Annotated in this window: 18 protein-coding genes, 1 tRNA gene, 2 rRNA genes and 2 pseudogenes (1 of these 23 running past the window's edge); 10 read left to right on the forward strand and 13 right to left on the reverse strand. The window is 57.1% G+C overall.

The genetic code is table 11. From position 1 onward, the window contains the following. From LKE90_RS14095 to LKE90_RS14105, 3 genes are all read left to right on the forward strand, one after another. Window positions 1–1888 (forward strand): 23S ribosomal RNA (locus tag LKE90_RS14095); it begins 850 nt to the left of the window's first position. Between the two features lie 108 nt (window positions 1889–1996). Beyond that, window positions 1997–2112, forward strand: a 5S ribosomal RNA gene (gene rrf, locus LKE90_RS14100). Window positions 2113–2147: 35 nt separating this feature from the next. Beyond that, window positions 2148–2224 (forward strand) — tRNA-Met (locus tag LKE90_RS14105). 129 nt (window positions 2225–2353) lie between these two features. Here the strand turns inward: LKE90_RS14105 and LKE90_RS14110 are convergent. The 6 genes and pseudogenes from LKE90_RS14110 to LKE90_RS14135 all read right to left on the reverse strand — a co-directional run. Beyond that, window positions 2354–2500 (reverse strand): annotated as a pseudogene (locus tag LKE90_RS14110) (IS3 family transposase); the annotation flags it as partial. A 110-nt stretch (window positions 2501–2610) separates the two neighbouring features. After that, on the reverse strand, window positions 2611–3309 hold the full coding sequence (gene arsH, locus LKE90_RS14115) for an arsenical resistance protein ArsH (RefSeq protein WP_173574958.1): 699 nt from the start codon (window positions 3307–3309) through the stop codon (window positions 2611–2613). A 23-nt stretch (window positions 3310–3332) separates the two neighbouring features. Next, window positions 3333–4628 carry an arsenic transporter gene (locus LKE90_RS14120; RefSeq protein WP_272931058.1) on the reverse strand — a complete coding sequence of 432 codons (1296 nt, stop codon included), beginning with the start codon at window positions 4626–4628 and terminating at the stop codon, window positions 3333–3335. Beyond that, window positions 4628–5050 carry an arsenate reductase (glutaredoxin) gene (arsC, locus tag LKE90_RS14125; RefSeq protein ID WP_212356126.1) on the reverse strand — a complete coding sequence of 141 codons (423 nt, stop codon included), beginning with the start codon at window positions 5048–5050 and terminating at the stop codon, window positions 4628–4630. The genes LKE90_RS14120 and arsC overlap by 1 nt, the downstream gene beginning before the upstream one ends. Beyond that, the gene (locus LKE90_RS14130; RefSeq protein WP_212356125.1) at window positions 5047–5400 is read right to left on the reverse strand and encodes an ArsR/SmtB family transcription factor; all 354 of its coding nucleotides are present in this window, start codon (window positions 5398–5400) and stop codon (window positions 5047–5049) included. Before LKE90_RS14130 ends, arsC begins: the two co-directional genes overlap by 4 nt. 73 nt (window positions 5401–5473) lie before the next feature. Further along, the gene (locus tag LKE90_RS14135; RefSeq protein ID WP_077929756.1) at window positions 5474–6169 is read right to left on the reverse strand and encodes a VIT1/CCC1 transporter family protein; all 696 of its coding nucleotides are present in this window, start codon (window positions 6167–6169) and stop codon (window positions 5474–5476) included. Between the two features lie 194 nt (window positions 6170–6363). On the opposite strand from LKE90_RS14135, the gene LKE90_RS14140 reads away from it, so the two are divergent. From LKE90_RS14140 to chrA, 3 genes are all read left to right on the forward strand, one after another. Next, window positions 6364–6951, forward strand: coding sequence for a cytochrome b (locus LKE90_RS14140; protein WP_212356130.1), 588 nt, complete (start codon window positions 6364–6366; stop codon window positions 6949–6951). 38 nt (window positions 6952–6989) lie between these two features. Further along, window positions 6990–7367, forward strand: coding sequence for an RcnB family protein (locus tag LKE90_RS14145; protein WP_237596164.1), 378 nt, complete (start codon window positions 6990–6992; stop codon window positions 7365–7367). A gap of 137 nt (window positions 7368–7504) precedes the next feature. After that, on the forward strand, window positions 7505–8731 hold the full coding sequence (gene chrA, locus LKE90_RS14150; RefSeq protein WP_237596163.1) for a chromate efflux transporter: 1227 nt from the start codon (window positions 7505–7507) through the stop codon (window positions 8729–8731). A gap of 282 nt (window positions 8732–9013) precedes the next feature. Here chrA and LKE90_RS14155 read toward each other — a convergent pair whose 3' ends face one another. From LKE90_RS14155 to LKE90_RS14175, 5 genes are read right to left on the reverse strand one after another with little or no spacing between them, the layout of a single operon-like run. Beyond that, the gene (locus LKE90_RS14155; protein WP_212356123.1) at window positions 9014–10357 is read right to left on the reverse strand and encodes a sensor histidine kinase; all 1344 of its coding nucleotides are present in this window, start codon (window positions 10355–10357) and stop codon (window positions 9014–9016) included. Further along, window positions 10354–11022 carry a response regulator transcription factor gene (locus tag LKE90_RS14160; RefSeq protein WP_212356121.1) on the reverse strand — a complete coding sequence of 223 codons (669 nt, stop codon included), beginning with the start codon at window positions 11020–11022 and terminating at the stop codon, window positions 10354–10356. Before LKE90_RS14160 ends, LKE90_RS14155 begins: the two co-directional genes overlap by 4 nt. Further along, on the reverse strand, window positions 11019–14096 hold the full coding sequence (locus LKE90_RS14165) for an efflux RND transporter permease subunit (protein WP_212356120.1): 3078 nt from the start codon (window positions 14094–14096) through the stop codon (window positions 11019–11021). Before LKE90_RS14165 ends, LKE90_RS14160 begins: the two co-directional genes overlap by 4 nt. Window positions 14097–14103: 7 nt before the next feature. Next, entirely contained in the window at window positions 14104–15300 is a 1197-nt protein-coding gene (locus LKE90_RS14170; protein ID WP_237596162.1) for an efflux RND transporter periplasmic adaptor subunit, read from the reverse strand. Then, window positions 15297–16691: a TolC family protein gene (locus tag LKE90_RS14175; protein WP_291494768.1), complete on the reverse strand. Its 1395-nt coding sequence runs from the start codon at window positions 16689–16691 to the stop codon at window positions 15297–15299. Before LKE90_RS14175 ends, LKE90_RS14170 begins: the two co-directional genes overlap by 4 nt. A gap of 463 nt (window positions 16692–17154) precedes the next feature. On the opposite strand from LKE90_RS14175, the gene LKE90_RS14180 reads away from it, so the two are divergent. Continuing rightward, the gene (locus LKE90_RS14180) at window positions 17155–19197 is read left to right on the forward strand and encodes a ParB/RepB/Spo0J family partition protein (RefSeq protein ID WP_212356116.1); all 2043 of its coding nucleotides are present in this window, start codon (window positions 17155–17157) and stop codon (window positions 19195–19197) included. Between the two features lie 173 nt (window positions 19198–19370). On the opposite strand, the pseudogene LKE90_RS14185 reads toward LKE90_RS14180, so the two are convergent. Next, window positions 19371–19577, reverse strand: a pseudogene (locus LKE90_RS14185) (DUF736 domain-containing protein); the annotation flags it as partial. A 372-nt stretch (window positions 19578–19949) separates the two neighbouring features. Next, window positions 19950–20138, reverse strand: coding sequence for a hypothetical protein (locus LKE90_RS14190; RefSeq protein WP_291501475.1), 189 nt, complete (start codon window positions 20136–20138; stop codon window positions 19950–19952). 66 nt (window positions 20139–20204) lie between these two features. Here LKE90_RS14190 and LKE90_RS14195 point away from each other — a divergent pair, with 66 nt between their 5' ends. Genes LKE90_RS14195 through LKE90_RS14205 form a run of 3 tightly spaced genes read left to right on the forward strand, consistent with a single transcriptional unit; the run spans window position 20205 to window position 23340 of the window. After that, the gene (locus tag LKE90_RS14195; RefSeq protein ID WP_291501474.1) at window positions 20205–21431 is read left to right on the forward strand and encodes a tyrosine-type recombinase/integrase; all 1227 of its coding nucleotides are present in this window, start codon (window positions 20205–20207) and stop codon (window positions 21429–21431) included. Further along, window positions 21425–22345, forward strand: a complete 921-nt coding sequence (locus LKE90_RS14200; RefSeq protein WP_291501473.1) for a tyrosine-type recombinase/integrase — start codon at window positions 21425–21427, stop codon at window positions 22343–22345. The genes LKE90_RS14195 and LKE90_RS14200 overlap by 7 nt, the downstream gene beginning before the upstream one ends. After that, the gene (locus LKE90_RS14205; protein ID WP_291501472.1) at window positions 22342–23340 is read left to right on the forward strand and encodes a tyrosine-type recombinase/integrase; all 999 of its coding nucleotides are present in this window, start codon (window positions 22342–22344) and stop codon (window positions 23338–23340) included. The genes LKE90_RS14200 and LKE90_RS14205 overlap by 4 nt, the downstream gene beginning before the upstream one ends. Window positions 23341–23436 lie beyond the last annotated feature (96 nt).

Below are 23436 nucleotides of genomic sequence, written 5' to 3' on the forward strand. Positions count from 1 at the left end.
ATGGGCTAGGGGGGCCCAAAGCCTTACCAAACCTAACCAAACTCCGAATACCCGGAAGTTTAGCCTGGCAGACAGACAGTGGGTGCTAAGGTCCATTGTCGAGAGGGAAACAGCCCAGACCACCAGCTAAGGCCCCTAAATCGTGGCTAAGTGGGAAAGGATGTGGGGATTCCAAAACAACCAGGAGGTTGGCTTAGAAGCAGCCATCCTTTAAAGAAAGCGTAATAGCTCACTGGTCTAATAGAAACCCTGCGCCGAAAATGTAACGGGGCTCAAGCCACGTGCCGAAGCTGTGGGTGCATACTTTGTATGCGCGGTAGCGGAGCGTTCCGTAAGTCTGTGAAGGAGACGGGGTGACCCTCTCTGGAGATATCGGAAGTGCGAATGCTGACATGAGTAGCGACAAACAGTGCGAGAAACACTGTCGCCGTAAGTCCAAGGTTTCCTGCGCAAGGTTAATCCACGCAGGGTTAGTCGGCCCCTAAGGCGAGGGCGAAAGCCGTAGTCGATGGAAATCAGGTTAATATTCCTGAACCTGCCAGAAGTGACGAATGCGAGATGTTGTCAGTCCTTATCGGATTGGACTGGCTTTTTGAGCATTCCAGGAAATAGCTCTGGCATATAGACCGTACCCTAAACCGACACAGGTGGACTGGTAGAGCATACCAAGGCGCTTGAGAGAACGATGCTGAAGGAACTAGGCAAATTACTCGCGTAACTTCGGGATAAGCGAGACCCGTAGGTGGGCAACCATTTGCGGGTGGCACAGACCAGGGGGTAGCGACTGTTTATTAAAAACACAGGACTCTGCGAAGTCGAGAGACGACGTATAGGGTCTGACGCCTGCCCGGTGCCGGAAGGTTAAGAGGAGGTGTGAGAGCACTGAATTGAAGCCCCGGTAAACGGCGGCCGTAACTATAACGGTCCTAAGGTAGCGAAATTCCTTGTCGGGTAAGTTCCGACCTGCACGAATGGCGTAACGACTTCCCCGCTGTCTCCAGCATCGGCTCAGCGAAATTGAATTCCCCGTGAAGATGCGGGGTATCCGCGGTCAGACGGAAAGACCCTATGAACCTTTACTGCAGCTTTGCAGTGGCATCAGAGACATTCTGTGTAGGATAGGTGGGAGGCTTTGAAGCAGGGGCGCCAGTTCCTGTGGAGCCATCCTTGAAATACCACCCTGAATTTTTCTGATGTCTAACCGCGACCAGTAAGCCTGGTCCGGGACCCTGCATGGTGGGCAGTTTGACTGGGGCGGTCGCCTCCCAAAGTGTAACGGAGGCGCGCGATGGTGGGCTCAGGCCGGTCGGAAACCGGCTGTCGAGTGCAATGGCATAAGCCCGCCTGACTGTGAGAGTGACAGCTCGATCAGAGACGAAAGTCGGCCATAGTGATCCGGTGGTCCCGCGTGGAAGGGCCATCGCTCAACGGATAAAAGGTACTCTAGGGATAACAGGCTGATCTCCCCCAAGAGTCCACATCGACGGGGAGGTTTGGCACCTCGATGTCGGCTCATCACATCCTGGGGCTGGAGCAGGTCCCAAGGGTTCGGCTGTTCGCCGATTAAAGTGGTACGTGAGCTGGGTTTAGAACGTCGTGAGACAGTTCGGTCCCTATCTGCCGTGGATGTTGGAGACTTGAGAGGATTTGTCCCTAGTACGAGAGGACCGGGATGAACATACCTCTGGTGTACCGGTTGTCGCGCCAGCGGCACAGCCGGGTAGCTAAGTATGGACGGGATAACCGCTGAAAGCATCTAAGCGGGAAACCCACCTCAAAACTAGGTCTCCCCAAGGGCCGTGATAGACCATCACGTCAATAGGCCAGGTGTGGAAGCGCAGTAATGCGTGCAGCTAACTGGTCCTAATCGCCCACGAGAACTCACTTGCAAGCTTCTCTCTGAGAAGCACCCCATGCACAGAAATCATCCATGCCGCACATTTCAAAAACAGCACCAACCGTTAATCACTGACCCACTCAGATGTGGGTTGGATGACCTGGTGGCTATGGCGGGGAGAGATCCACCCGATCCCATCCCGAACTCGGCCGTGAAAACCCCCAGCGCCTATGATACTGCGGCTTAAGCCGTGGGAAAGTCGGTCGCCGCCAGGTCTTCCAATCCACATCATACACATCACTCATACCACCGCGGGGTGGAGCAGCCCGGTAGCTCGTCAGGCTCATAACCTGAAGGTCATAGGTTCAAATCCTATCCCCGCAACCACGCATAAACGTCTGAAAAGACAGAAGAAAAGCCACCCGAACGGGTGGCTTTTTTTGTGCCCGAAACACACCGCAGGAAACACATAGGAAACAAACGGAAAAGTATTCAGGCGGGGTTTTGTCGGTTTTCACGTTCGCGTGATGTATCAATGAACGCATTGTCCGTCGGTTTGCCGGGTCGGGGGAAGTCCAGCGTGACATTGTTGACATAAGCCCCTAGATCCAGATCGCGCGAAACGAATTCCGAGCCCTGGTCGACCCGGATCGTCTTCGGGTAGCTCCGTCTTGAACGTCGCGATACACTGATCGTTGATGGTGGCAATGTTGTTCGATTTGGGTGATCGCGCAAGAAATGCTGGAAAAATAGGATGCTCATCTTTCCAGTTTTCAGAGCTTTTCCGGCAGTTTGAAAGCTTCGCATCGCTCGCTATAGCGGTCGGTTAGATAATCGGTCCGATCCCGCAGCAGCCACGTAAATTTCATCAGCTCTTCCATGACATCCACCACGCGGTCGTAGAGTGGTGACGGTATCATGCGGTCATCATCGGCGAATTGCGTATAGGCCATCGGCACGCTGGACTGGTTGGGAATTGCGAACATCCGCATCCAGCGTCCCAGAACCCGTAGGGCATTCACCGAATTGAAGCTCTGCGATCCGCCGGAGACCTGCATGACCGCCAACGTACGCCCCTGCGTCGGACGAATAGCCCCTTCGGACAGGGGCAGCCAGTCGATCTGGTTTTTGAAAACAGACGTGATGGTACCGTGTCGTTCAGGGCTGCACCAGACCTGCCCTTCCGACCAGATCGAAAGCTCGCGCAGTTCCTGAACCTTGGGATGGGTGACGGGTGCTGCGTCCGCCACCGGAAGGCCAGTCGGATTGAACACTCGCGTCTCTGCTCCCAGCAGTTTCAGGATACGTTCTGCTTCCAGCACAAGCAGGCGACTGAAGGAGCGGGAGCGCAGGGAGCCATAAAGCAGGAGGATACGTGGTGGATGCTCAACACGTGGCTGAGGCTCAAGTTGAGCAAAATCGACCTGCTTAAGATAATCTGAATTAAGGGCAGGTAGGTCAGGAGCAGTCATAGCGTCATCGGTTCCTTTAATCGTCATGGCTGTTTCACGACGGGCAGCCAGCAGGCGAGCGCAGCAAGCGTAATCAGTAGGACGGGCGGCGTGAGGACCAGCCCGACCTTCATGTATTGCCCCCATGTGACCCGATAGTTTTTGGAGGCCAGCACATGCAGCCACAGCAATGTTGCCAGACTGCCGATCGGGGTGAATTTGGGGCCGAGATCGCAGCCGATGACGTTGGCGTAAACCATCAGGTCACGGGTCAGTGGCGTAATGTCCTGCGCCTGCCCGATCGCCAGTGCGCCAACCAGCACACTGGGCATGTTGTTCATGACCGAGGACAGGATAGCCGCCACAAAGCCGGTGCCGATCGTGGCGATAAACGGCCCCCGGTGGCCAAGCCAGACCAGGGCTGTCGCCAGATAATCGGTCAGCCCGGCATTACGCAGCCCGTAAACCACCAGATACATGCCCAGCGAGAAAATCACGATCTGCCACGGCGCACCGCGCAGTACGCGGCGGATGGGAATGACCCGCCCATATCCCGCGCGCCCCAGCAGGGTGCCGGCGGCCAGACAGGCCACGATACAGACCGGGATATGCAGCGGGGCGGTCAGGAAATAGGCGGCCAGAACCAGGGCCAGCAGGGGAAAAGCCGCCCGGAACACATGGCGGTCACGAATGGCCGTGGCGGGTGCGGGCAGTTCGGTAACGGGGTAGGTCTGGGGTACCTGCTGCCGATAAGAGAGCCACAGCACGGCAAGTGTTGCACCAAGGGCGACCAGATCGACCGGGACCATGATCGCGGCGTAGTGGTCAAACTGAATGCCGAAGAAATTGGCGCTGACGATGTTCACCAGATTGGAAATCACCAGCGGCAGGCTGGTCGTATCCGCGACGAAGCCCGTGGCGATGATAAAGGCCAGGGCAGCGGCGGGGCTCAGGCGCAGCTGGGTCAGGATGGCGATGACAATGGGCGTGAGCAGCAGGGCCGCGCCATCATTGGCGAACACGGCCGCGATGGCCGCACCCAGCACCACGATCAGAGGAAACAGGGTGCGGCCCCGCCCCTTGCCCCAGCGCACCACATGCAGGGCGGCCCAGTGGAAGAACCCGGCGTCATCCAAAAGCAGCGAGATGATGATTAGCGCGATAAAGGTAAAGGTCGCATCCCAGACGATGTGCCAGACGACGGGGATGTCGTGCCAGTGGATCACACCTGTTGCCAAAGCAACAGTGGCACCAGCCATCGCACTCCAGCCGATGCCCAGACCGCGCGGCTGCCAGATGACGAATACGAGCGTGGCAATGAAAATAACAAGGGCTAGCATCAGACGATCCGCTTTCCGGCCTCATCCACGATCTTCTCCCCATCCTCTTTGGCGAATGCGCCACGCTGCGAAGAAGGAAGGATATCCAGCACCGTCTCAGACGGGCGGCAGAGCGCGACACCGAGCGGGGTGATGACGATGGGACGGTTGATCAGGATCGGGTGCGCCATCATGGCGTCGATCAGCGCATCGTCGCTCAGGGCTGGATCATCAAGGCCGAGTTCGTGATAGGGGGTACCCTTTTCGCGCAGGATCGCGCGCACCGGCACCCCCATGCGGGTGATCAGATCGACCAGTCCGGCGCGGCTCGGCGGCGTTTTCAGGTATTCGACGATCCGGGGTTCCTCGCTGCGGTTGCGGATCAGCGCCAGCACATTGCGCGACGTGCCGCAGGCCGGATTGTGGTAGATCGTGATGGTCATGAGCAAGACTCCGGACTTGGGCAGCAGGCGGATAAATCGGCGACCAGGGGCGCACAGAGTTCGGGATTGCCTGCACAGCAATCCCTAACCAGGAAAAGCATCAGGTCGCGCAGGCGTGCCAGGCAGGCGCGATAGACGATCAGTCGGCTGTAGCGCTGTGAGGTCAGCAGGCCAGCGCGTGTCAGGGTGGCGAGATGGGCCGATATGGTGTTCTGCGGCAGATCGAGCTGACGGGCGACTTCACCGGCAGGCAGGCCGTCCGGTTCATGGCGCACCAGCAGACGAAAAATTTCTAGTCGCGTAGACTGCGAGAGGGCATTGAGCGCGGCGATGGCAGAATCGGTATCCATATATCAACTATCATGGATATATTGGGCGGGGTCAAGGGCGCTACACAGGTCTCACTTGACACCTGTTTCTGCGTTACACGCCGAACAGGTGTCCGATGCCGCCGGTGACGATCATTGCCATAATACCCCAGAACGTCACGCGCAGCGCCGGGCGCAAAGGGGCTGCGCCACCGGCGACTGCACCAACGATACCTAGAACGGCGAGAACCACGACGGATGTCAGGGAGACACTCCAGGACACCCAGGCCACGGGGGCCAGAACAGCCGCCAGAACGGGCAGCACCGCCCCTGACGAAAAGGCAGAAGCCGAGGCGAAGGCCGCCTGGATGGGTCTGGCCGCTGTGGCTTCCGAAAGGCCCAGTTCATCTCGGGCATGAGCGCCGATGGCATCATGCTGCATGAGGGCGACGGCCACCTTGTGGGAGAGATCTGCATCCAGCCCACGCTGCTGATAGATCCCTGCCAATTCAGTCACTTCTCCGTCCCAGTCCGTGGCCAGTTCCTGTTTTTCACGGGCGATGTCGGCTTGTTCTGAATCCCGCTGGGAGCTGACCGAAACATATTCCCCGGCCGCCATGGAGAGGGCGCCAGCCACAAGCGCGGATAATCCTGCGATGAGGATACTGCCGTGTGTCGCGTGAGAACTGGCAACACCAACAATCAGGCTTCCGGTGGAGAGTGTTCCATCATTGGCGCCAAGGACGGCCGCGCGCAGCCAGCCCAGTTTCTCGACAGCATGACGTTCAGCGAGAGGATGAAGTCGCGACATAAGATTATCCATTGGCAATCTGAATTGTGTTTAGGAATAGGTCTTCAATTTCCGCATGACAACAAATAATTAATTCTAATACTGCGAGTTATTTTCAATGGAATTTATTATTTATCATGACTTCTTGTTCAGGTTCCTGTCAGGTTTGGTGTGATATGAATTACAGTTTCTTCACCGTTATCTGGGAGAAAGGCATGCCCGACGCGATGCCGGATATCACGCATACCCAGCGCTATGACAGGCCGACGATTGCCCTTCACTGGGCAACCGCCTTTCTGGTGCTGTTTCAGTTCGCTCTTGGCGAAAGCTGGGGCTGGCCAGCAAAACCGGTTCATCATCTGATGGTCATTGCGCATCTGACAGCGGGCATCCTGCTGACGGCAATCATGGCGTTCCGCATTGCCTGGCGCCTGACGAAAGGCCGGCATCTATCGGACCTGCTGCGGCCGCTCGACCGTTTCTTTGCGCTGGGCGTGGAATATACGCTCTACGTGCTGCTTCTGGCTGAAATCGTGCTCGGCTACCTCTGGCGATGGGGGGCAGGGCAGGCCATGAGTTTTTTCGGCTTTCTTATGCCCTCACCATTTGTCCGCTTCCCCGCGCCATTTCTCCATTGGATTCAAAACATCCATCACTGGAATGCGTGGTTGATTGTCACGATTGCCACAGGCCATGGCATGGCGGCGATTTTCCATCAGGTCATTCTGAAAGACGGGGTTTTAGGACGCATGCTTCTGCGTGGAGATCAAGCCGCCAATCCTCTGTCCACACAAAAGCCGTAAGGCCGCGCTTTCTTCCTGAGCTTCATATGGAGGTGCCTATGACAAAACGATTCACGACAACTCTCCTGTCAGTTAGTCTGCTTATGACCTGTTCCGCTGCCTACGCAGACCCTCCCTGGGCACGCGGCGAGCATGACCACCATGGTGGGGGCGGTGGACATGGCTATGGCCACATGAAACACTGGCGGAGAGGCGACTATTATTCCGGTCCGCGTGAGCCGCGTTGGATGGTCAGTGACTGGCGCGGGCGGCGGGGGCTCTGGGCACCTCCCGCGGGTTACTACTGGATGCAGTCAGGCGGACAGTATCTTCTGATGGCCGCAGCAACCGGTCTTATCGCAGGGGTTGTCGCAGCGACCGTTGGTTCCGCAGCGCCTGCCTACCCGACAGCGCCGGGTTATGTTCCGCCTTATTGAGGGAGGGATGATTATGATTCCTCGCTTGATTTATACAGCCTTTTTTGATTGATGAAGTCGATCATGCCAGCATGATGCTCTTAAAGTGCGCATGATACCTGTCTCGCACTTGTCCGGAAGACAAAGGGCCCAACCCGATGACCATCGTGCCCTTTGGCGCAGCGCCAGAACGTCAACGGACGGCCGCAGCATGGGAAGTTCTGTTCATCTTCCTCAGACTGGGCGTTACCTGCTTCGGTGGCCCAATCGCGCATATCGGATATTTCCGCAATGAGTTTGTCGTCCGACGGCGGTGGCTTGATGAACGCGCCTATGCGGATCTCGTGGGGCTCTGTCAGTTTCTGCCCGGTCCGGCGAGCAGCCAGGTGGGATTTTCCATCGGTCTAATGCGGGCGGGCTATCTCGGTGGCCCCGCGGCGTGGACCGGCTTTACTCTGCCCTCGGCGCTCGTCCTTGTTCTCTTCGCCTATAGCGCGGGCGCACTCGGGGGACCGATTGGCCTCGGTCTTTTGCATGGATTGAAACTCGTCGCCGTGGCCATCGTTGCACAGGCCGTGTGGGGCATGGCTCGAACTCTTTGTCCGGATCGGGTGCGTGCTTCTATCGCGGTGTTAGCCGCAATCATTATTCTGTTTGTTACCTCGCCGTTTGCCCAAATCGGCGCTATTGCCCTCGGGGGCGTTGTCGGCCTGTGGCTCTGTCGCACCATTTCGCCATCGGATAGCGGACATGTCGCCATGCCTGTGTCGCGCCGTGTCGGAATGGCCGCGTTTCTGGCCTTCGGAGTGTTGCTCTTCGCTCCTCCTGTTCTCGGCCAGCATGGTGCGCCGGGGGGACTTTCATTGTTCAATGCCTTCTACCAATCTGGCGCGCTCGTGTTTGGCGGCGGTCATGTGGTGCTGCCATTGCTCCATGAAGCCTTTGTGACACCAGGTCTGGTCAGTGACGACGCCTTTCTTGCCGGTTATGGCGCTGCACAGGCGGTTCCGGGACCACTCTTCACGTTTGCCGCCTATCTCGGTGTGATCGTCAAGTTGCCACCCCACGGTGTAGCGGGTGCCTTCCTGGCTCTGCTCGGCATCTTTCTGCCAGGGATCCTGATCCTCATCGGGGTATTACCCTTCTGGGATTCCTTGCGTAGTCGTCCAGCAGCACAGGCGATCATGCGAGGTGTCAATGCCGCTGTGGTGGGCCTGCTGGGCGCTGCGTTGTACACGCCGGTCTGGACGAGCGCCGTCAAATCGTCGGGCGATTTCGGGCTTGTGCTTGTCGGCTTTGTTTTACTGACAGTCTGGCGGGCGCCCCCGCTGGTCGTGGTCGCTATCAGTGCAGTGGGAGGAATTGTTTTGGGACAAGCTGCGTAGTGAAAAGTCAGGCATGGACTCTACGGTCAAAGTGAAATGCGCGGTGTGGATACTTCGTCTTCAGTATTCTGGTGCAATACTTGGCAAGCGCTGGGGCGTCTGGGAATATTTGTTCGGATGATTGCCGAGACAGCGAAAAAATCCGCTGAACCACAAACGGTCATAATTGATGCGACCTAATCTTATGGCGCACTGCACGACCTCGAGTCTGCATATACTATGGAGAAAAAAGATTTTCTTTCCGGGATTTTGATGGATAGAGCCTCAGAGTTTCTGGTCTGTTCAGATGCACTCCTCGATCTCGCTGATCTGCAATCGAACTGTCACCAGAACACCTCTGGTCGTTCCTGGAATAGGCGAACTCACGGTCATATCGGCATGCAGTTGCTGTGATATCTGCCGCGCGATCGCCATGCCGAGACCGCTGCCTTCGGCATCTGTCTTTCCTCTGACGAAAGGCTTTTCCATATCCTGCAATACGTCAGATGTAAGCGGTTCGCAATCATTACAGATCAGGACTTTATGATCTTGCGAGATGACCACACTGACAGCTTGTGCAGATGTACCATGAAGAACAGCGTTTTCGAGAAGGTTGCGAAAAAGGATGCCTGTTGCATCCATATCGCCCTGGATCATGAGATGAGATAATCCCGAAAATTCAATCGGTTGGTCTTTTTCCCGTTCAAGTTCTTCTGCGAGAAAGCGAATGACAGGCACCAGATCGAACATGTTCCCTGCCAGAGCGATCCCCGATGTTGCGCGTGAAAGCTGAAGCAACTTTTCCATCATCCGGCCAATTCTGCGGGCCTGCTGCATGATGGTCGTTATCCGCTCTTCATAATCCGATCCTATAAGGAGTTTTCTGAGAACCTGAACCTGGGCAAGAAGCCCACCCACCGGATTACGCAGTTCATGCGCTGCATTGGCAGCAAAGGCGCGCTCGGCTGAAAGCGCCATTTTCAGGCGTTCCAGCAGGAGATTGACGGCGGAGTGGATGGACACAAGTTCTTCGGGAAGATCCAGTGGCGGAACAGGGGCCAGGTTGGATCCGCCTCGGCTCCTGATTTCGTGCTGAAGGCTGGTCAGAGGACGCATGGCGCGACGGACGCGCCAGCGGACCAGAAGCCAGATCGCAGGGAAAAAGATCACCATTGGCAGGACTGAAATCAGAATGGCCCGCCTGACGGCTTCATTTCTGTGAAAAGTTGGCTCACCCACCAGAATGTAATGGCGACCAGACGCTGATGGCACGATATATACCCTGAATAACGGGATGTTGTAAAATCCTGGCTTCAGACGTGGTACGAACAGCGTCTCCGGCGCATTCTGCGACCTGACCTCAAGGCGACCGTCCGGCGTGGTGATCTGGTAGGCTAGTGTCCGCCGGTTCACTCCGGGGAGCTGCGCGATCTGACCACCTGGAGTGGCGGAACCCGGATCGGTTCTGTCCAACTCACTGATAACAAATTCCAGACGTTCGGCCACTTCCTGTAGCGAGTTGTCGAGACGCTCCGTGACTTCGTAACGGGTAAAGGCCGCAACAAGAATACTGAGAAGCACCAGTGCACCAAGCACGATGATCAGTGTCCCAGACACGATACGGGACGCCAGGCTCCAACGCTTCATCGGGACGCATTCTCCGCGAGACTGTAGCCTCTGCCCCTGACCGTCACGATCAGACCAGGCCCGGTCTTCTTTCGTATCCTGCTGATAAAGACTTCGATGGCATTGCTCTCTACCTCGTCACTGAGGCCATAAAGAGCATCTTCAATCTGCTCACGACTGCATACAGCGCCAGGACGACGTGCAAGAAGTTCGACAATAGCCCATTCACGCGCAGAGAGATCAACTGTCTGGCCATCGCGTTCAAGCTGACGGCGCGCGAGGTCGATCCTGATAGTACCAATGATGACCTCGTTGTCTGGTAACGCCGCGTAACGCCTGGCAACAGCGTCGATGCGGGCAACGAGTTCATCGAGATCATAAGGTTTGACAATATAATCATCCGCACCTTCTGATAGCCCCGCTATCCTGTCACTGACCTGATCCTGAGCTGTGGTGATCAGGATGGCCATAGATGAACAGTCCCGCCGGATTTCCCGCAGTAGATCCCGACCATTACCGTCTGGAAGACCAAGATCCAAAAGCAGGAAATCATAAGAAGAGGCGATCAGGGCCGCACGAGCATCGGTTATGGTTTTAAACCAGTCGACGACATGTCCTGCTTGGCGAACGCGGTCTCTTACCGCCGAGCCTAGGGCGGGTTCATCTTCGATAATCAGGACTTTCATGAGATACGATTTTTCATAACACGCGCGTACAGGGAGGGCAGCACAAGAAGCGTCAGAAGTGTTGAGGAGATCAGACCACCGATGACGACCGTGGCCAGTGGGCGCTCGACCTCGGCGCCGGCACTGGTTGAGACCGCCATGGGGATAAAACCCAGACTGGCAACCAGAGCCGTCGCCATGACTGGACGGAAACGTTCTTCTGCAGCTTCATACGCGGCACGTGCAGCTTCCCGGCCTGCTACACGCAGGGAATTTATGGCGGTGATGAGTACCACGCCGTTCAGCACAGCCACACCGAACAGGGCGATAAATCCGATCCCGGCCGAGACGCTGAATGGCAGGTCACGCAGAGCGAGAGCCAGAATGCCACCTGTCGCAGCAACGGGCAGGTTGACGAAAACAAGCCCCGCCAACCAGACGGAATTCAGCGCAACGACAAGCAGGGCAAAAATTAATACCAGCGCAATCGGCACGACAACTCCCAGACGGGCCATGGCCGAGCGCAGATTCTGGAACTGCCCCGCCCACACGATGCGATAACCCGGAGGCAGGGTGACTTTTCTGCTGACGGCCTTCTGTGCTTCGGTGACAAAGGAACTGAGGTCACGTCCGCGCACATTGGCCTGCACGATCAGGCGGCGGCGGATATTATCCCGGCTAATACGAGGAGGGCCGTCCTGTACCGTAACCTGTGCGATCTCTGAAAGCAGGACCGCACCCCGCCCATCGGCGCGACGTATCCTCAGACGGGCGATCTGGTCGCGTGTGCCTGCCTGGGCAGGATCAAAACGGACCTGCGTGCTGATCAGGGCGTTGCCGACTGTGACGGGCCGTCCAAGATGACCACCGACTGCTTCAACCACGTTCAGAAGCTCTTGCTGGGAAATACCCAGCCGCGCTGCCTTCCGACGATCAATGTCGATATGGATGAAAGCAACGGTACCATCTCCCTGTGGAGCCACGTCAGCCGCACCGGGAATGGTTTTCATGACGCTCGCTACCCTGTCTCCCAGACGCGCCAGCGTAGCGAGATCATCGCCATAGATCGAGACGGCAATCTGCGTTCTGACACCGGATAGGAGATCATCCATCCGCATCTGCACGGGTTGACTCCATGACTGCTCCATTCCGGGCAGTTCAGTGCTCAGCACCTGACTCATCGCCGTAACGAGCCCCTCCTGTGTATGCGCCGTGGTCCACTGTGATGGTGGCTTCAGAAAAATGAAACTATCTGTCTCGTTAACACCCATCGGATCAGTAGGGATCGCCGATGTTCCCGTATTGCTGACCACGCTTGTGACCTCGGGAAAGCGGCGCAGGATACGCTCCTGGAGGCTGACTTCCTTCAGGGCCTCAGGCAGCGAAATTCCGGGCAGTCGCGTCGTTGTCACCGTCAGGGCTCCCTCGTCGAGAGACGGGATGAACTCGCCACCCAGATGCAGGCCAACCCAGACAGAAAAAGCAAAAATCGCAAAAGTCGTGCCAAACAGGGTCCGTGTCCGGTTTTCGCACCAGTTCAGTAGGGGACCGTAACCACGACGAAGAAAGGCAACCAGATGGGTATCTTCATGGCGACCAGAAGACTTCATCACCAGAGCTGCAATCACCGGTATCCCGACAACACAGTAGAGCAGTGAGGCCAGCAGGGCCATGATGACCGTCTGCGCCATGGGCCGGAACATCTTGCCCTCGATATCCTGCAATGTCAGGATCGGCAGATAGACCATCACAATGACAAGAATGCCGAAACTCACGGGCCGGAGCACTTCGGTTGCCGCCGAGACCACGAGGGTAGTCAGCGGCGTATTCTGTCCGTTAGCCCGGTCACGCGCACGATGGGTCATGAGATTTTCTACTACGACCAGAGAACTGTCGACGATCATGCCGAAGTCGATGGCGCCAAGGCTGAGCAGATTGGCGGAAATGCCGAACCATCGCATTCCTGCCATCGCACAGACGAGTGCAAACGGGATGACGGACGCAATAACCAGAGACGCCCGCCAGTCACCGATGACCACGATCAGAACACTGATGACCAGGAGTGCTCCAACAACAAGATTTTCCTTCACGGTCCTGATGGTGCTGTCTGTCAGGGTCGAACGCACGTAATAAGGATCAAGCGTCACACCTTTGGGAAGAGACTGACGAATGCCGGGAAGTGCCGCGTCGATGGCGGCTAACGTGGCGTCGGAACTCGCTCCCATGCGCATCATGATGACGCCTATGACGATTTCACCCTGACCATCCCGCGTGACGGCGCCAAGCCGTGTTCGCGGCCCCATGGAAATGCGTCCGGCATCCCGCAGAAAGATTGCCGAACCGTTGGCGTTGGTTCGGACGGGAATGGACCCAAAGTCATCAAGCGAGCTAATCAGGCCGCGTCCGACAACGATCTGCTGTTCCTCTCCATGCTCGATCCAGCCGCCGCCCGATGCGGAGTTGTTACCGTCCACCGCCCGGAAAACGTCATCGACCGACACACCGAGTGCAAGGAGACGTGCCTGATCGAGAGCGACCTGAAACGTCTGTTCGGCGCCGCCATTTACGTTCACGTCCACGACGCCTGGAATCAGCTTCAGTTGAGGCGCGACAGTCCACGTCATCAGGCGGTTCAGATCCATCAGCGAATAGCCATCGCCTTTGATCTGCAACTGCATGATTTCACCAAGGCCTGTCGCGAGCGGCCCGATGTTCACGCTGACCCCCGGCACGGATATCGTGCCTCTCGCCTGCTGAATCCGTTCTTCCACACGGGCGCGATCGAGATTGATATCTGTCTCATCCGCGAACTGGATGTAAACGACCGAGACCCCGGAGCGGGAGACCGAACGGAGATCGGTCATTTCCGGGATACCCGCCATGCTGGCCTCGATTGGAAAGGTGATCAGCCGTTCGACTTCTTCCGTGGCGAGGCCCGGTGCAACGACTGAAACGAGTACCTGCCGAGGGGAAATGTCAGGCACGGCTTCCACAGGAAGGCCCCGGACGATGACACAGCCGCTAATGAAGGTGAGGCAGATTACCCCAAGGACCAGCCAGCGTCTGGTTTGCAGGGCAGAGAGAACGTTACGCATGACGCTCTCAGTCTCCATCATTCATATCTGATACCAGCATCATTGCCTTCAGGGCGAATGCGCCTTGCGTTACGACCCGCTCGCCTACGGAGAGGCCAGAGGTAATGACTTTCTGCCCATTTCCCGTAGCACCGACATGCACTTCCTGTGGCCGAAACCGGTTTGGACCTACTGGCACAAATACGGTGCTTACGCCGTTGATTTCTGTGACAGCACTCTCTGGCACAATGATGCCTGTTGTCTTTTCGCGTGTTGGGAGATGGGTATTGAGGAACATGCCAGGATGAAGATTGCCTTCTGGATTGGGCACCGTGCTTATGACGCGTACGAGACCCGTGGCCGGATCGGCAATGTCACCTACCGAAGTTATTTTCGATCTCAGTAATATTATCCCTGCGTCCAACGCGAGTTCCGTGGTCTGCTCGTCACCCTGGACCACCTGCGCGGCGTCCTGTGGCAGGATGTCAGAAACAATCCATACCGAAGACATGTCTGTCAGCCCCATTAACTCCGTCGCGGGGGAGATGTCGTCTGCAATCCCAACGAACACGCTCTGCACTTCCGCTGTGGTCGGTGCAATGATTGACGATGTTTCATCCAAAGGGCCGGTCTGGGCTTTATCTGATTCCGTAACGGAGTTGTATTCTTCTTCGAGCTGATGCTTCAGCGTATCGACATCGGCCTGCCGGGCAATAACGTCGTCTCTTGCCGCCTGGAATACAGCCAGCCGACGCCTGGTTTCTCCTGCGGCAATTGTTGTTCCTTCCAGTTCATGCCCCCGATGGTAGGCTGATGCCGCATTCCGGGAGGCTGCCTGTGCTGTCGTCAGTGCCGCCTGTGCTCTTGTCATTTCAAGACGGACCAGATGCAATGAATGATCCTGATAGGTAAGAAGAGTCTCTCCCTTGTGCACATGCTGACCAGGGACCACTGCTACATTCAGAACTTTGCCGGACCCTGCGGGATGAATACGGACGACATGACCTGCCTCTGCTGTGACGGTTCCCATCGCGTCCAGATTTTTTGTGAGTGTACCACTCTTCGCGATCGAAATAACCAGAGCAGAATTCTTCTGCGCCGCTTCTCCCATTACGATAGTCGGCGTACTGTCGGTGGCCCGTGCAGGCCACTCGGTAATGCGAAAAACAATCGCAATATAAAGTAAATATTTCCAGTTTTTCATGAAAGCCGATGAAGCACTCACTGGAATTCTCCCGCGGCGATCAATGTCCGTATGATGGCGACGTGCCAGGCAATTTCCGTCTGGTTGCGACGTTGCAGGGCGTTGTAGGCGGCGGATCTCGCCCGCAGCAGTTCGACCAGCGATGTCTCACCGGCTTGCCATGATCGGCTCATCTCATTTGCGCGATTGTTCATGCTCTCGGCGGAGAGAACAGAATTTCTGAACATGTCTTTTGTGGCCGTCAGATGAGAAAAAACCTGGGTCAGTTCCTGCCTGACGTTGCGGCGGGCCTGCTGCTCCTGACTGATAGCCGCTGCCAGCTTGTTCCTGGCGTCCGCTTCCATGGGGACGTCACGGACATCGCTGGGAAGCGGGATGGAGACTGTTACACCCACGCGGTCGTCCCACGGGCTGCCATACTGTTTTTCGTGAATTGCAACTGCGCCGACTTCAGGGTTCGGCATGAAAGAGGTTTTGGCGAGATGCACGCCAGCTTCCGCTGCATGCACGGCCTGACGGGCGGCTTTGACGCGGGGATCGCTATTTTCGAGGGCTTCTGTGGAGGCAAGTCCGTCACGTGCTAATGTCTCGTTGTTAAAAGAGAGAATATCGGGAGTGGCCGGACGTCCCAGTAAGATATGAAGTGCTGAGGTCGCTGTCTTGACCTGCTCTTCCGCCAGAGAATATTCGCTGGCGGCGTTTGCCACTTCAGATGACACGATCTGCTGATCGGCAAGAGGCATCTCCCCGGCATGTACACCACGACTTACAGAAGCATGGATTTTCTCCAGCATCTCTTTCTGGATGCGTGCGATTGCCAGCCAGCGCTTGGCTATAATGACGTTGGCTGATGAATCCAGAACTTTCATAGCCACCGTCATTCGCGCCACATGTAGACGTTCCTGAATGGTCAACGCTTCGGCTCTGGCGACTCCAACGGTCGCACTGCCTTGTCCCGGAAGCCAGAGCGGCACAGACACTCCCCCTTGGTAGGTTGTGTATCCTTCGTTGCTGCCTATGGCATGATCATCGAAATACTGACCCGAGACAGTTGGGCCGCCGGCAAACCAGGAACCGGCTGCTTCTGCTCTTGCTGCTGCTGAGCGATAGTTTGTATTCAGTTCAGTCCGACTGGGATCGGCAGCCCACGCTGCTTCAACAGCTTGGGCGAACGTAATATTTTCTGCTTTCGCTTCTGAAAGTAGAATAGGGGAAAGTAAAATAAATAAGATATAATATATATATGTATGTTTTATATTTTTTCTTATTTTTTTTGATCTGGAGCGCGAACCCAGATAATAAACATCACGATCACACATAAAATTATGCTGCCTGTATGTATTAACACGTGAAAAAAACTGCGACATGTCCGATATCATACCAGATGAAGCTGACAGTTCGCTGAACGGCATCACTGAAATGAATACAGCAGAGAACATAAGTGGTGAGGGGGGGGATATTTAAGTCGAAACGGATGCATTCAACCCTATGCACGGAAAATAGACGGATATCGGTATTTTATGCCAAAGAGTATATTCGCTGATGGAAAATTTTTTCGGATTTTTGTTTGAAATAGAAGATTGACTCCGAAGAATTCGATGTTTTTATCTTCCTTTTGAGAGGCTAAGGCAAATTGGCTCTGGGGTCGTAGACTACTTATTGGACTGTTTTAACTACAGGTCGTTTACCTGTGCTTTACGCTTTCTGTCGCCTTTGCGCACATAGCACGGATGGTTGTTGACCTTATCCTACCGGAAAAGTGGGTGGGGGGGTGTTTCGGTGTGAACACCAGAGTCAGAGGGCTGCGCGAATTTTCGTGACGGGTTGAGAGGGTAGGGGAGAGTCTTCTGTCCGCCCGTCATGGAGCTTTTCGCCATGGCGACCGCTATTCCCAAAATCAGCCTGAGTTCGTCCCGCGACATCCCGTTCAACCGGCTGGTGCTGTCCCAGTCCAACGTGCGACGCGTGAAGTCCGGCCTGTCGATTGAGGAACTCGCCCGCGACATCGAGCGCCGCGGGCTGCTGCAGAGCCTGAATGTCCGTCCCATGCTTGATGGCGAAGGGGCCGAGACCGGCACTTACGAAGTCCCAGCCGGCGGACGGCGCTTTCGCGCGCTCGAACTGCTGGTGAAGCAGAAGAAACTGGCGAAGACCGCCCCGGTGCCCTGCGTGGTGCGCGAGGCCGGGTCGGCCATTCTCGCCGAGGAGGACTCTCTGGCCGAGAACGTCCAGCGGCTGGCCCTGCATCCGCTGGACCAGTTCCGGGCCTTTCGTGACATGCTGGAGAAGGGCATGTCCGAGGAGGAAATCGCAGCAGCGTTCTTCGTCGCACCGGCCGTGGTTAAACAGCGTCTGCGGCTGATGACCGTGTCCGACAGGTTGCTTGAAATCTATGAGCAGGACGGGATGCGGCTGGAACAGTTGATGGCCTTTTCCATCAGCGATGATCATGTCCGCCAGGAACAGGTCTGGGAGATCGTGTCCCAGAGCCATAACCGCGAGCCCTACGTCATCCGCCGCATGCTGACGGAAAAGACCGTCCGGGCATCGGACGCGCGCGCCCGCTTCGTCGGGCTGGACGCCTATGTCACGGCCGGTGGCCACATCATGCGCGACCTGTTCGAGGCAGACGACGGGGGCTGGCTGCAGGATCCGGCCATTCTGGACCGGCTGGTCATGGAAAAACTGCACGCTGCCGCCGAAGATATTCGTGCCGAGGGCTGGAAATGGGTGGAGACGGCCCTGTCATTACCGTGGGGGCACACACGGCAGTTCGCGGAAATTGATGGCACGGAAGTGTCGCTCTCCGACGAGGAAGCCGCCCGTCTCGAAGTCCTGCGTGCGGAGCAGGAAACCATCGAGGCCGAATATGCCCAGGCCGATGAATATCCAGACGAGGTGGATGCAAGGCTGGGCGGGATCGAACAGGCCATCCTTGTCCTGGAGGAACGACCTCTGGCGTTCGATCCTGCCGACATGGCGCGGGCAGGCGCTTTCGTCAGCCTCGCCAGCGATGGCACATTGCAGGTGGAGCGGGGCTTCGTGCTGCCCGAGGACATGCCGACCGAGCCCGAAGAGACCGATCATGCTGCGTATAATGGGCGGGATGAACGTCTTGCTGATGATGGCGGTGACGGGGGCAGAGGGGGAGATAGCACTTCTCCCGACGTTGAGCCCGAGGAAGAAGACGGGATCAAACCACTGCCTGACCGGCTTCTCACCGAACTGACGGCCTGGCGCACGCTGGCCCTGCGGGATGCCTTTGCCAGCAATCCGCACATCGCCCTGACCGAATTCCTGCACACACTGGTACGCGATGTTTACTGGCAGACACCGGGGGCTGACTGCCTTGAAGCCTATGTCCGGGAAATCCCGCTGCCCGTTCATTCACCTGACATGCCGGGCAGTGTGCCAGCCCATGCGCTGCGTCAGCGTAACGAGGGCTGGAAGCACGATCTGCCTGAGGACGAGGATGCGCTGTGGCGCTGGATTGCCGGGCTTGATGATACCAGCCGCATCGCCCTGCTGGCCCATTGCCTGTCCTTCGGCGTTAACGCGCTTTATGAGCGCATGCCCTCCTATGGCGCGGTGTCCCAGCGCAGCGTGACCGAGCGCCTCAAACGGGCAGACCGCCTGGCATCGGCCCTTAGCCTTGATCTGGTGGAGGCGGGCTGGCAGCCGACCGTCGAGAACTATCTCGGCCGGGTGACCAAGACGCGTATCCTGCAGGCGGTGCGGGAAGCGCGCGGCGATGAGGCGGTCGAGCGCATTGCGCATCTGAAGAAGCCCGACATGGCCCGCGAGGCCGAGCGACTGCTTGATGGTTCGGGCTGGCTGCCTGAGGCGTTGCGCACGGCAGGAGGCGCAGAGCAGGTGCCGGTTGAAACGGCAACGATGGACGCTATCGCTGCCGAGTAGCCTTTATGAGGTTTGGAACTTTGAGACAGCGGCTTCCGGTGCCCGGAAGCCGCTTTTTTCATGTCCGGCGCCCCGGAAAGAGGGAGAGGGCGGCTTCGCCTTTTGTGCCGAATATCGCCCTGCACGAGGCTCGCGTAGACCGGTCCGTTAAAGGAGGGGTCATCGAGCTTGAGCGAGAGATATTCGGCACCGCTGTCCTTGGCGGTCCGGCTCCACCCGGCCCCGAGTTCAACCCCGTTGGCGGCGACCCGGTAGTCGGGAGCCCGGTCATGCTCCCGGGTTACGGGCCGGATGGTCGCCTTGACGTTGATGTTGAGGGTGCGGATCGTGCCGTTGAAGATGCCGTCTTCGGTGCGGGTAAAGGTGCCGATCTGTGCCATTGTCGTATCTCCTGTCAGTGTATCGACGCCGCCCCATGCGGCCTCGATGGCGGTCTGCAGGCAACGGGACGGCTGGCCCGCACCCGCAGGGCCGCAGCGCAGCGGAGGACGGCGTCAGCCAGGGTTTTTGCCTCGCGAGGAATGCGCGTCAGCGCAGGGGAAAAAGCCTGGCCAAGCCGTTGCGGGAGCAAAGCCGGCATGGTGCCAGACACGCCTTTGAGAGAGGCCGTTTGGGGTGGGAGCAACAGACATCCGGGGATCCGATGCCGCACGACGGTCGCCGGACGCATTGAACCGTGGCAACAGACAGGCCGTCCCCTGCTCAGACGTCACGACAGGGCAGGTGCGGCACGATGGAAACCAGTCACCTGATCACGACGTGAGCGCCGATGCGGGGTCAGACCGTTCGATGCCGGTGTGACGGACGATCGACCAGGTGCTGCCGATGCTGAGCGCAGCCGTGATCGACACCTCCATCGAGGCCGGTCGGGCCGCACCCGTGCCGGACAGGCCGATCGTCACAAGCATGACATGGTCCCCGATCATATCGCGGCACGCCATTTCGGTCGTCCTGATCGATAGATCCCATGGTCATAATTCTGCTTCCACCCAACAGGAGGAGGCATCATGCCAACGGGTAATTATATCCGCCAGAATTCGGTTAAAGCACGACTGGCAGCTGGACTTGCAGCAAATCATGTCGAGGGTTTTCTTCAGTGGCTTCGCGAGAAGCAATACACACCTTTGACCGTTATAGAATTGGAGCGGCTGCTGGCATGCTGGACGCATTGGGCACGCGCGGCAGATTATACGCTCGCGACCATTCGCCAAGCATACATGGCTTCATCTACGCTGATCGCGTCGGGATATCGAGCGCGATTTCCCGGCGATCTCCGTCAGGATGTCGTGGGATGTGCCAAATTATTCATTATCTATTTGGAAACATGCAAAGTGCTGGATTCTTTGCCTGCTCCTGCCGAACCTGCTCTCCTCGTGGAATTCAGACATTGGGCATTGGAACAGCATGGTCTGGCAGAGACAACGCTCGGTTTTTACCTTCACGTCATTCGTCTTTTTGTTGCCTACATGGGTGAAGATCCGACCACTTATACGGCAGCCACCATCCGTGCCTTCGTCCTGGAACGGGGACAGAATGTCTCACAGTGTCGAGTAAAGGGCATCATTGTTTCAACACGGTCATTTCTGCGTTTTTTGGTTGCGACAAGGCGTTGTCCGTCGGGATTGGTGCATGCACTGCCCCGATCAGCAAACTGGCAGTTGACCTCCATCCCGCGATTTCTTCCGGACACGGAGATTGGGCGCATTATCGATGCGTGCGATGGCGAACAGTATCTCCGGGATCGGGCCATCATCCTGCTGCTGGCCCGTCTCGGGTTGCGTGCCAGCGAGGTCGCGCGCCTGACGTTTGACGATCTCGACTGGAGTCAGGGTCATATCCGGATCCATGGGAAAGGCCGCCGACTTGAACTGCTGCCCCTGACTCAGGAAATAGGCGACGCCATCATTGCCTATGTGACGCGTCAAAGACCGCCGCTGCCAACACACGCGTTGTTCGTCACGGTGGTCGCTCCGGTCCATGAGATTAACCGGATCGTCGTAAAATGTCTGGTCAATCGTGCCTTGACGCGGGCCGGCATAGATAGCCCGCATCGCGGCGCACATATTCTGCGTCATTCGGCGGCAACAGCCATGTTGCGTCATGGGGTGAGCCTGGCTGATGTCGGCTCAGTGCTCCGTCATCGCGATACAGCGATAACAGCCCATTATGCCAAGGTCGACCAGACCCTTCTCTCTGTCATTGCCCAGCCCTGGGGTGGGAGGGCACCATGCTGATTGACGACGTGAACCGCTATATAACCCTGCGCCGCTCACAGGGGTTCAAACTTGAAAAAACAGCCCGTCATCTCGAGGCATTTGCCCGCTATGCGGCGGAACGCGCCGATACCCATATTCGTATCGAGAGCGCGCTGGACTGGTCGTCTTCTACTTCGTCAACCCAACGCGCCCGATATCGAAAACTTCAGGAGCTTGCGCATTTTGCACGTTTTCTGCGCGCGGAAGATCCTCTTCATGAAGTTCCTGACCACCACATATTCTATTGCCCGGTATCGAGACCGACGCCTTATATCTATTCCCGGGACGAGATTGCCCGCATGCTTGCTGCGGCAGGTAATTTGCGTCGGCAGAAGCCCAGTCCGCTCAGGCAGCACATATACGTGATGCTGATCGGATTGCTTGCGTCGACCGGTCTGCGGGTCTCCGAGGCGCTGAATCTTCGGTTGTGTGATCTGTTATTGGGCGACGTGCTGCATATCCGTCAGACGAAATTCAATAAAAGCCGACTTGTTCCGATGCATCCGAGCGTCGCTGCCGCATTGCGCGACTACCTTGCTATCCGTGAGCAGTTCTCAGGGGAGGACGATCATATGTTTCTGTCCGTTGGTGGAAAGCCGATGGGCGTGGGAACCTTGTATGCAGCATTCCATGTCATCCTGCGCAAAGCAGGTATCGGTCAGGGGCGCACCCGTCGCCCCCGCATCCATGATCTCCGACATACCTTCGCGACACGGGTGCTCGAACAATGCTCAGCCCGGCGGGAGGATGTCGCTCGCGATTTTATCGCACTGTCGACATATCTCGGGCACGCACATATCCGATATACCTATTGGTATCTACAGGCGACACCCGAATTGATGAGGGATATCGCGGGAATGGCCGAATACCTGATCGGGGAGAGGCTGTCATGACCCCGATTGCACCTCTTATCGTCGGTTTTCTGCGTGACTATCTGCCCAATCAGCGTGGATTCAGCCCGCATAGTTGCGATGCCTATGCCCATAGTTTCATGCTGCTCTTTGCTTTTGTCTCTGCGAGATTACGTGTGCAGCCATCCCAGATCATGCTCGAACAGATCGATGCCGACATGGTCATAGCATTCCTCACCAATATCGAACGGGAGCGCGGCAACAGTGTTTCCACGCGGAATCTGCGGCTCGCGGCGATCAAGACCTTTATGCGCTATGTCGAATTGAAATATCCCAGAGCGCTGGAACAGGTTGCCCAGATCAGGGCGATCCCAAGCAAACGGCACGAGCAGAAGCTCGTTCAACATCTGACTCTGATCGAAATACGTGCCGTTCTCGATGCTCCCGATCTCAAGACCCGCGCAGGAATACGGGATCGGGCCATGCTGCATCTTTGCTTCGCAGCGGGATTACGTGTTTCTGAACTGGTTGGTGTCCGCCTTGAAGACGTCGTCCTGCATCCCGCACCCAGCGTCACGGTTTTGGGCAAGGGACGACGTGAACGCTGTCTGCCACTCTGGAAGGATACCGCGCGTGATATCCGGGCATGGCTCGCTGTCAGAGGCACGGCACCAACACCGGAATTATTTACCAACGCACAAGGCCGGACGATGACGCGCGCAGGCTTCGAATATATCCTGGAAAAACATGCGGCTTCAGCCGCAAGTCAATGTCCCACTTTATCAGATCGCGTGATTACACCTCATCTCTTGCGGCATAGCTGCGCGGTGACCATGCTTCAGGCCACGCGGGATATTCGCAAGGTTGCGCTCTGGCTGGGGCATGCGGATATCCGAACGACCGAGGTTTATCTGCGGATAGATCCATCCGAAAAACTCGAAGCAGTCGAGGCTGTGTTACCGCCGTCACTCCGGCGAGGACGTTTCAAGGCGCCCGACGCATTGATCGCTTCCCTGATGGCACATCGGGGAGCATGACATCGTCAGAATTTGGACCTGATCGCTCCATGGCGGTCAGGTTCTCTTCCATACCGGCACTCGGCGTGGGTCTGGTCGTGCCGGGAAATGATCGGG

This window comes from Acetobacter sp. (assembly GCF_022483985.1).
Lineage (GTDB): Bacteria > Pseudomonadota > Alphaproteobacteria > Acetobacterales > Acetobacteraceae > Acetobacter.

Bases quoted from the DNA above. Each gene is read 5' to 3' on its own strand.
- LKE90_RS14160 (WP_212356121.1), bottom strand. From the start codon at position 11,022: ATGAAAGTCCTGATTATCGAAGATGAACCCGCCCTAGGCTCGGCGGTA.
- chrA (WP_237596163.1), top strand. From the start codon at position 7,505: ATGACCATCGTGCCCTTTGGCGCAGCGCCAGAACGTCAACGGACGGCC.
- LKE90_RS14190 (WP_291501475.1), bottom strand. From the start codon at position 20,138: ATGGCGTGCCGCGATATGATCGGGGACCATGTCATGCTTGTGACGATC.
- arsH (WP_173574958.1), bottom strand. From the start codon at position 3,309: ATGACTGCTCCTGACCTACCTGCCCTTAATTCAGATTATCTTAAGCAG.
- LKE90_RS14120 (WP_272931058.1), bottom strand. From the start codon at position 4,628: ATGCTAGCCCTTGTTATTTTCATTGCCACGCTCGTATTCGTCATCTGG.
- LKE90_RS14140 (WP_212356130.1), top strand. From the start codon at position 6,364: ATGCCCGACGCGATGCCGGATATCACGCATACCCAGCGCTATGACAGG.
- LKE90_RS14130 (WP_212356125.1), bottom strand. From the start codon at position 5,400: ATGGATACCGATTCTGCCATCGCCGCGCTCAATGCCCTCTCGCAGTCT.
- LKE90_RS14200 (WP_291501473.1), top strand. From the start codon at position 21,425: ATGCTGATTGACGACGTGAACCGCTATATAACCCTGCGCCGCTCACAG.
- LKE90_RS14175 (WP_291494768.1), bottom strand. From the start codon at position 16,691: ATGCCGTTCAGCGAACTGTCAGCTTCATCTGGTATGATATCGGACATG.
- LKE90_RS14135 (WP_077929756.1), bottom strand. From the start codon at position 6,169: ATGTCGCGACTTCATCCTCTCGCTGAACGTCATGCTGTCGAGAAACTG.
- LKE90_RS14165 (WP_212356120.1), bottom strand. From the start codon at position 14,096: ATGCGTAACGTTCTCTCTGCCCTGCAAACCAGACGCTGGCTGGTCCTT.
- arsC (WP_212356126.1), bottom strand. From the start codon at position 5,050: ATGACCATCACGATCTACCACAATCCGGCCTGCGGCACGTCGCGCAAT.
- LKE90_RS14155 (WP_212356123.1), bottom strand. From the start codon at position 10,357: ATGAAGCGTTGGAGCCTGGCGTCCCGTATCGTGTCTGGGACACTGATC.
- LKE90_RS14205 (WP_291501472.1), top strand. From the start codon at position 22,342: ATGACCCCGATTGCACCTCTTATCGTCGGTTTTCTGCGTGACTATCTG.
- LKE90_RS14180 (WP_212356116.1), top strand. From the start codon at position 17,155: ATGGCGACCGCTATTCCCAAAATCAGCCTGAGTTCGTCCCGCGACATC.
- LKE90_RS14145 (WP_237596164.1), top strand. From the start codon at position 6,990: ATGACAAAACGATTCACGACAACTCTCCTGTCAGTTAGTCTGCTTATG.
- LKE90_RS14195 (WP_291501474.1), top strand. From the start codon at position 20,205: ATGCCAACGGGTAATTATATCCGCCAGAATTCGGTTAAAGCACGACTG.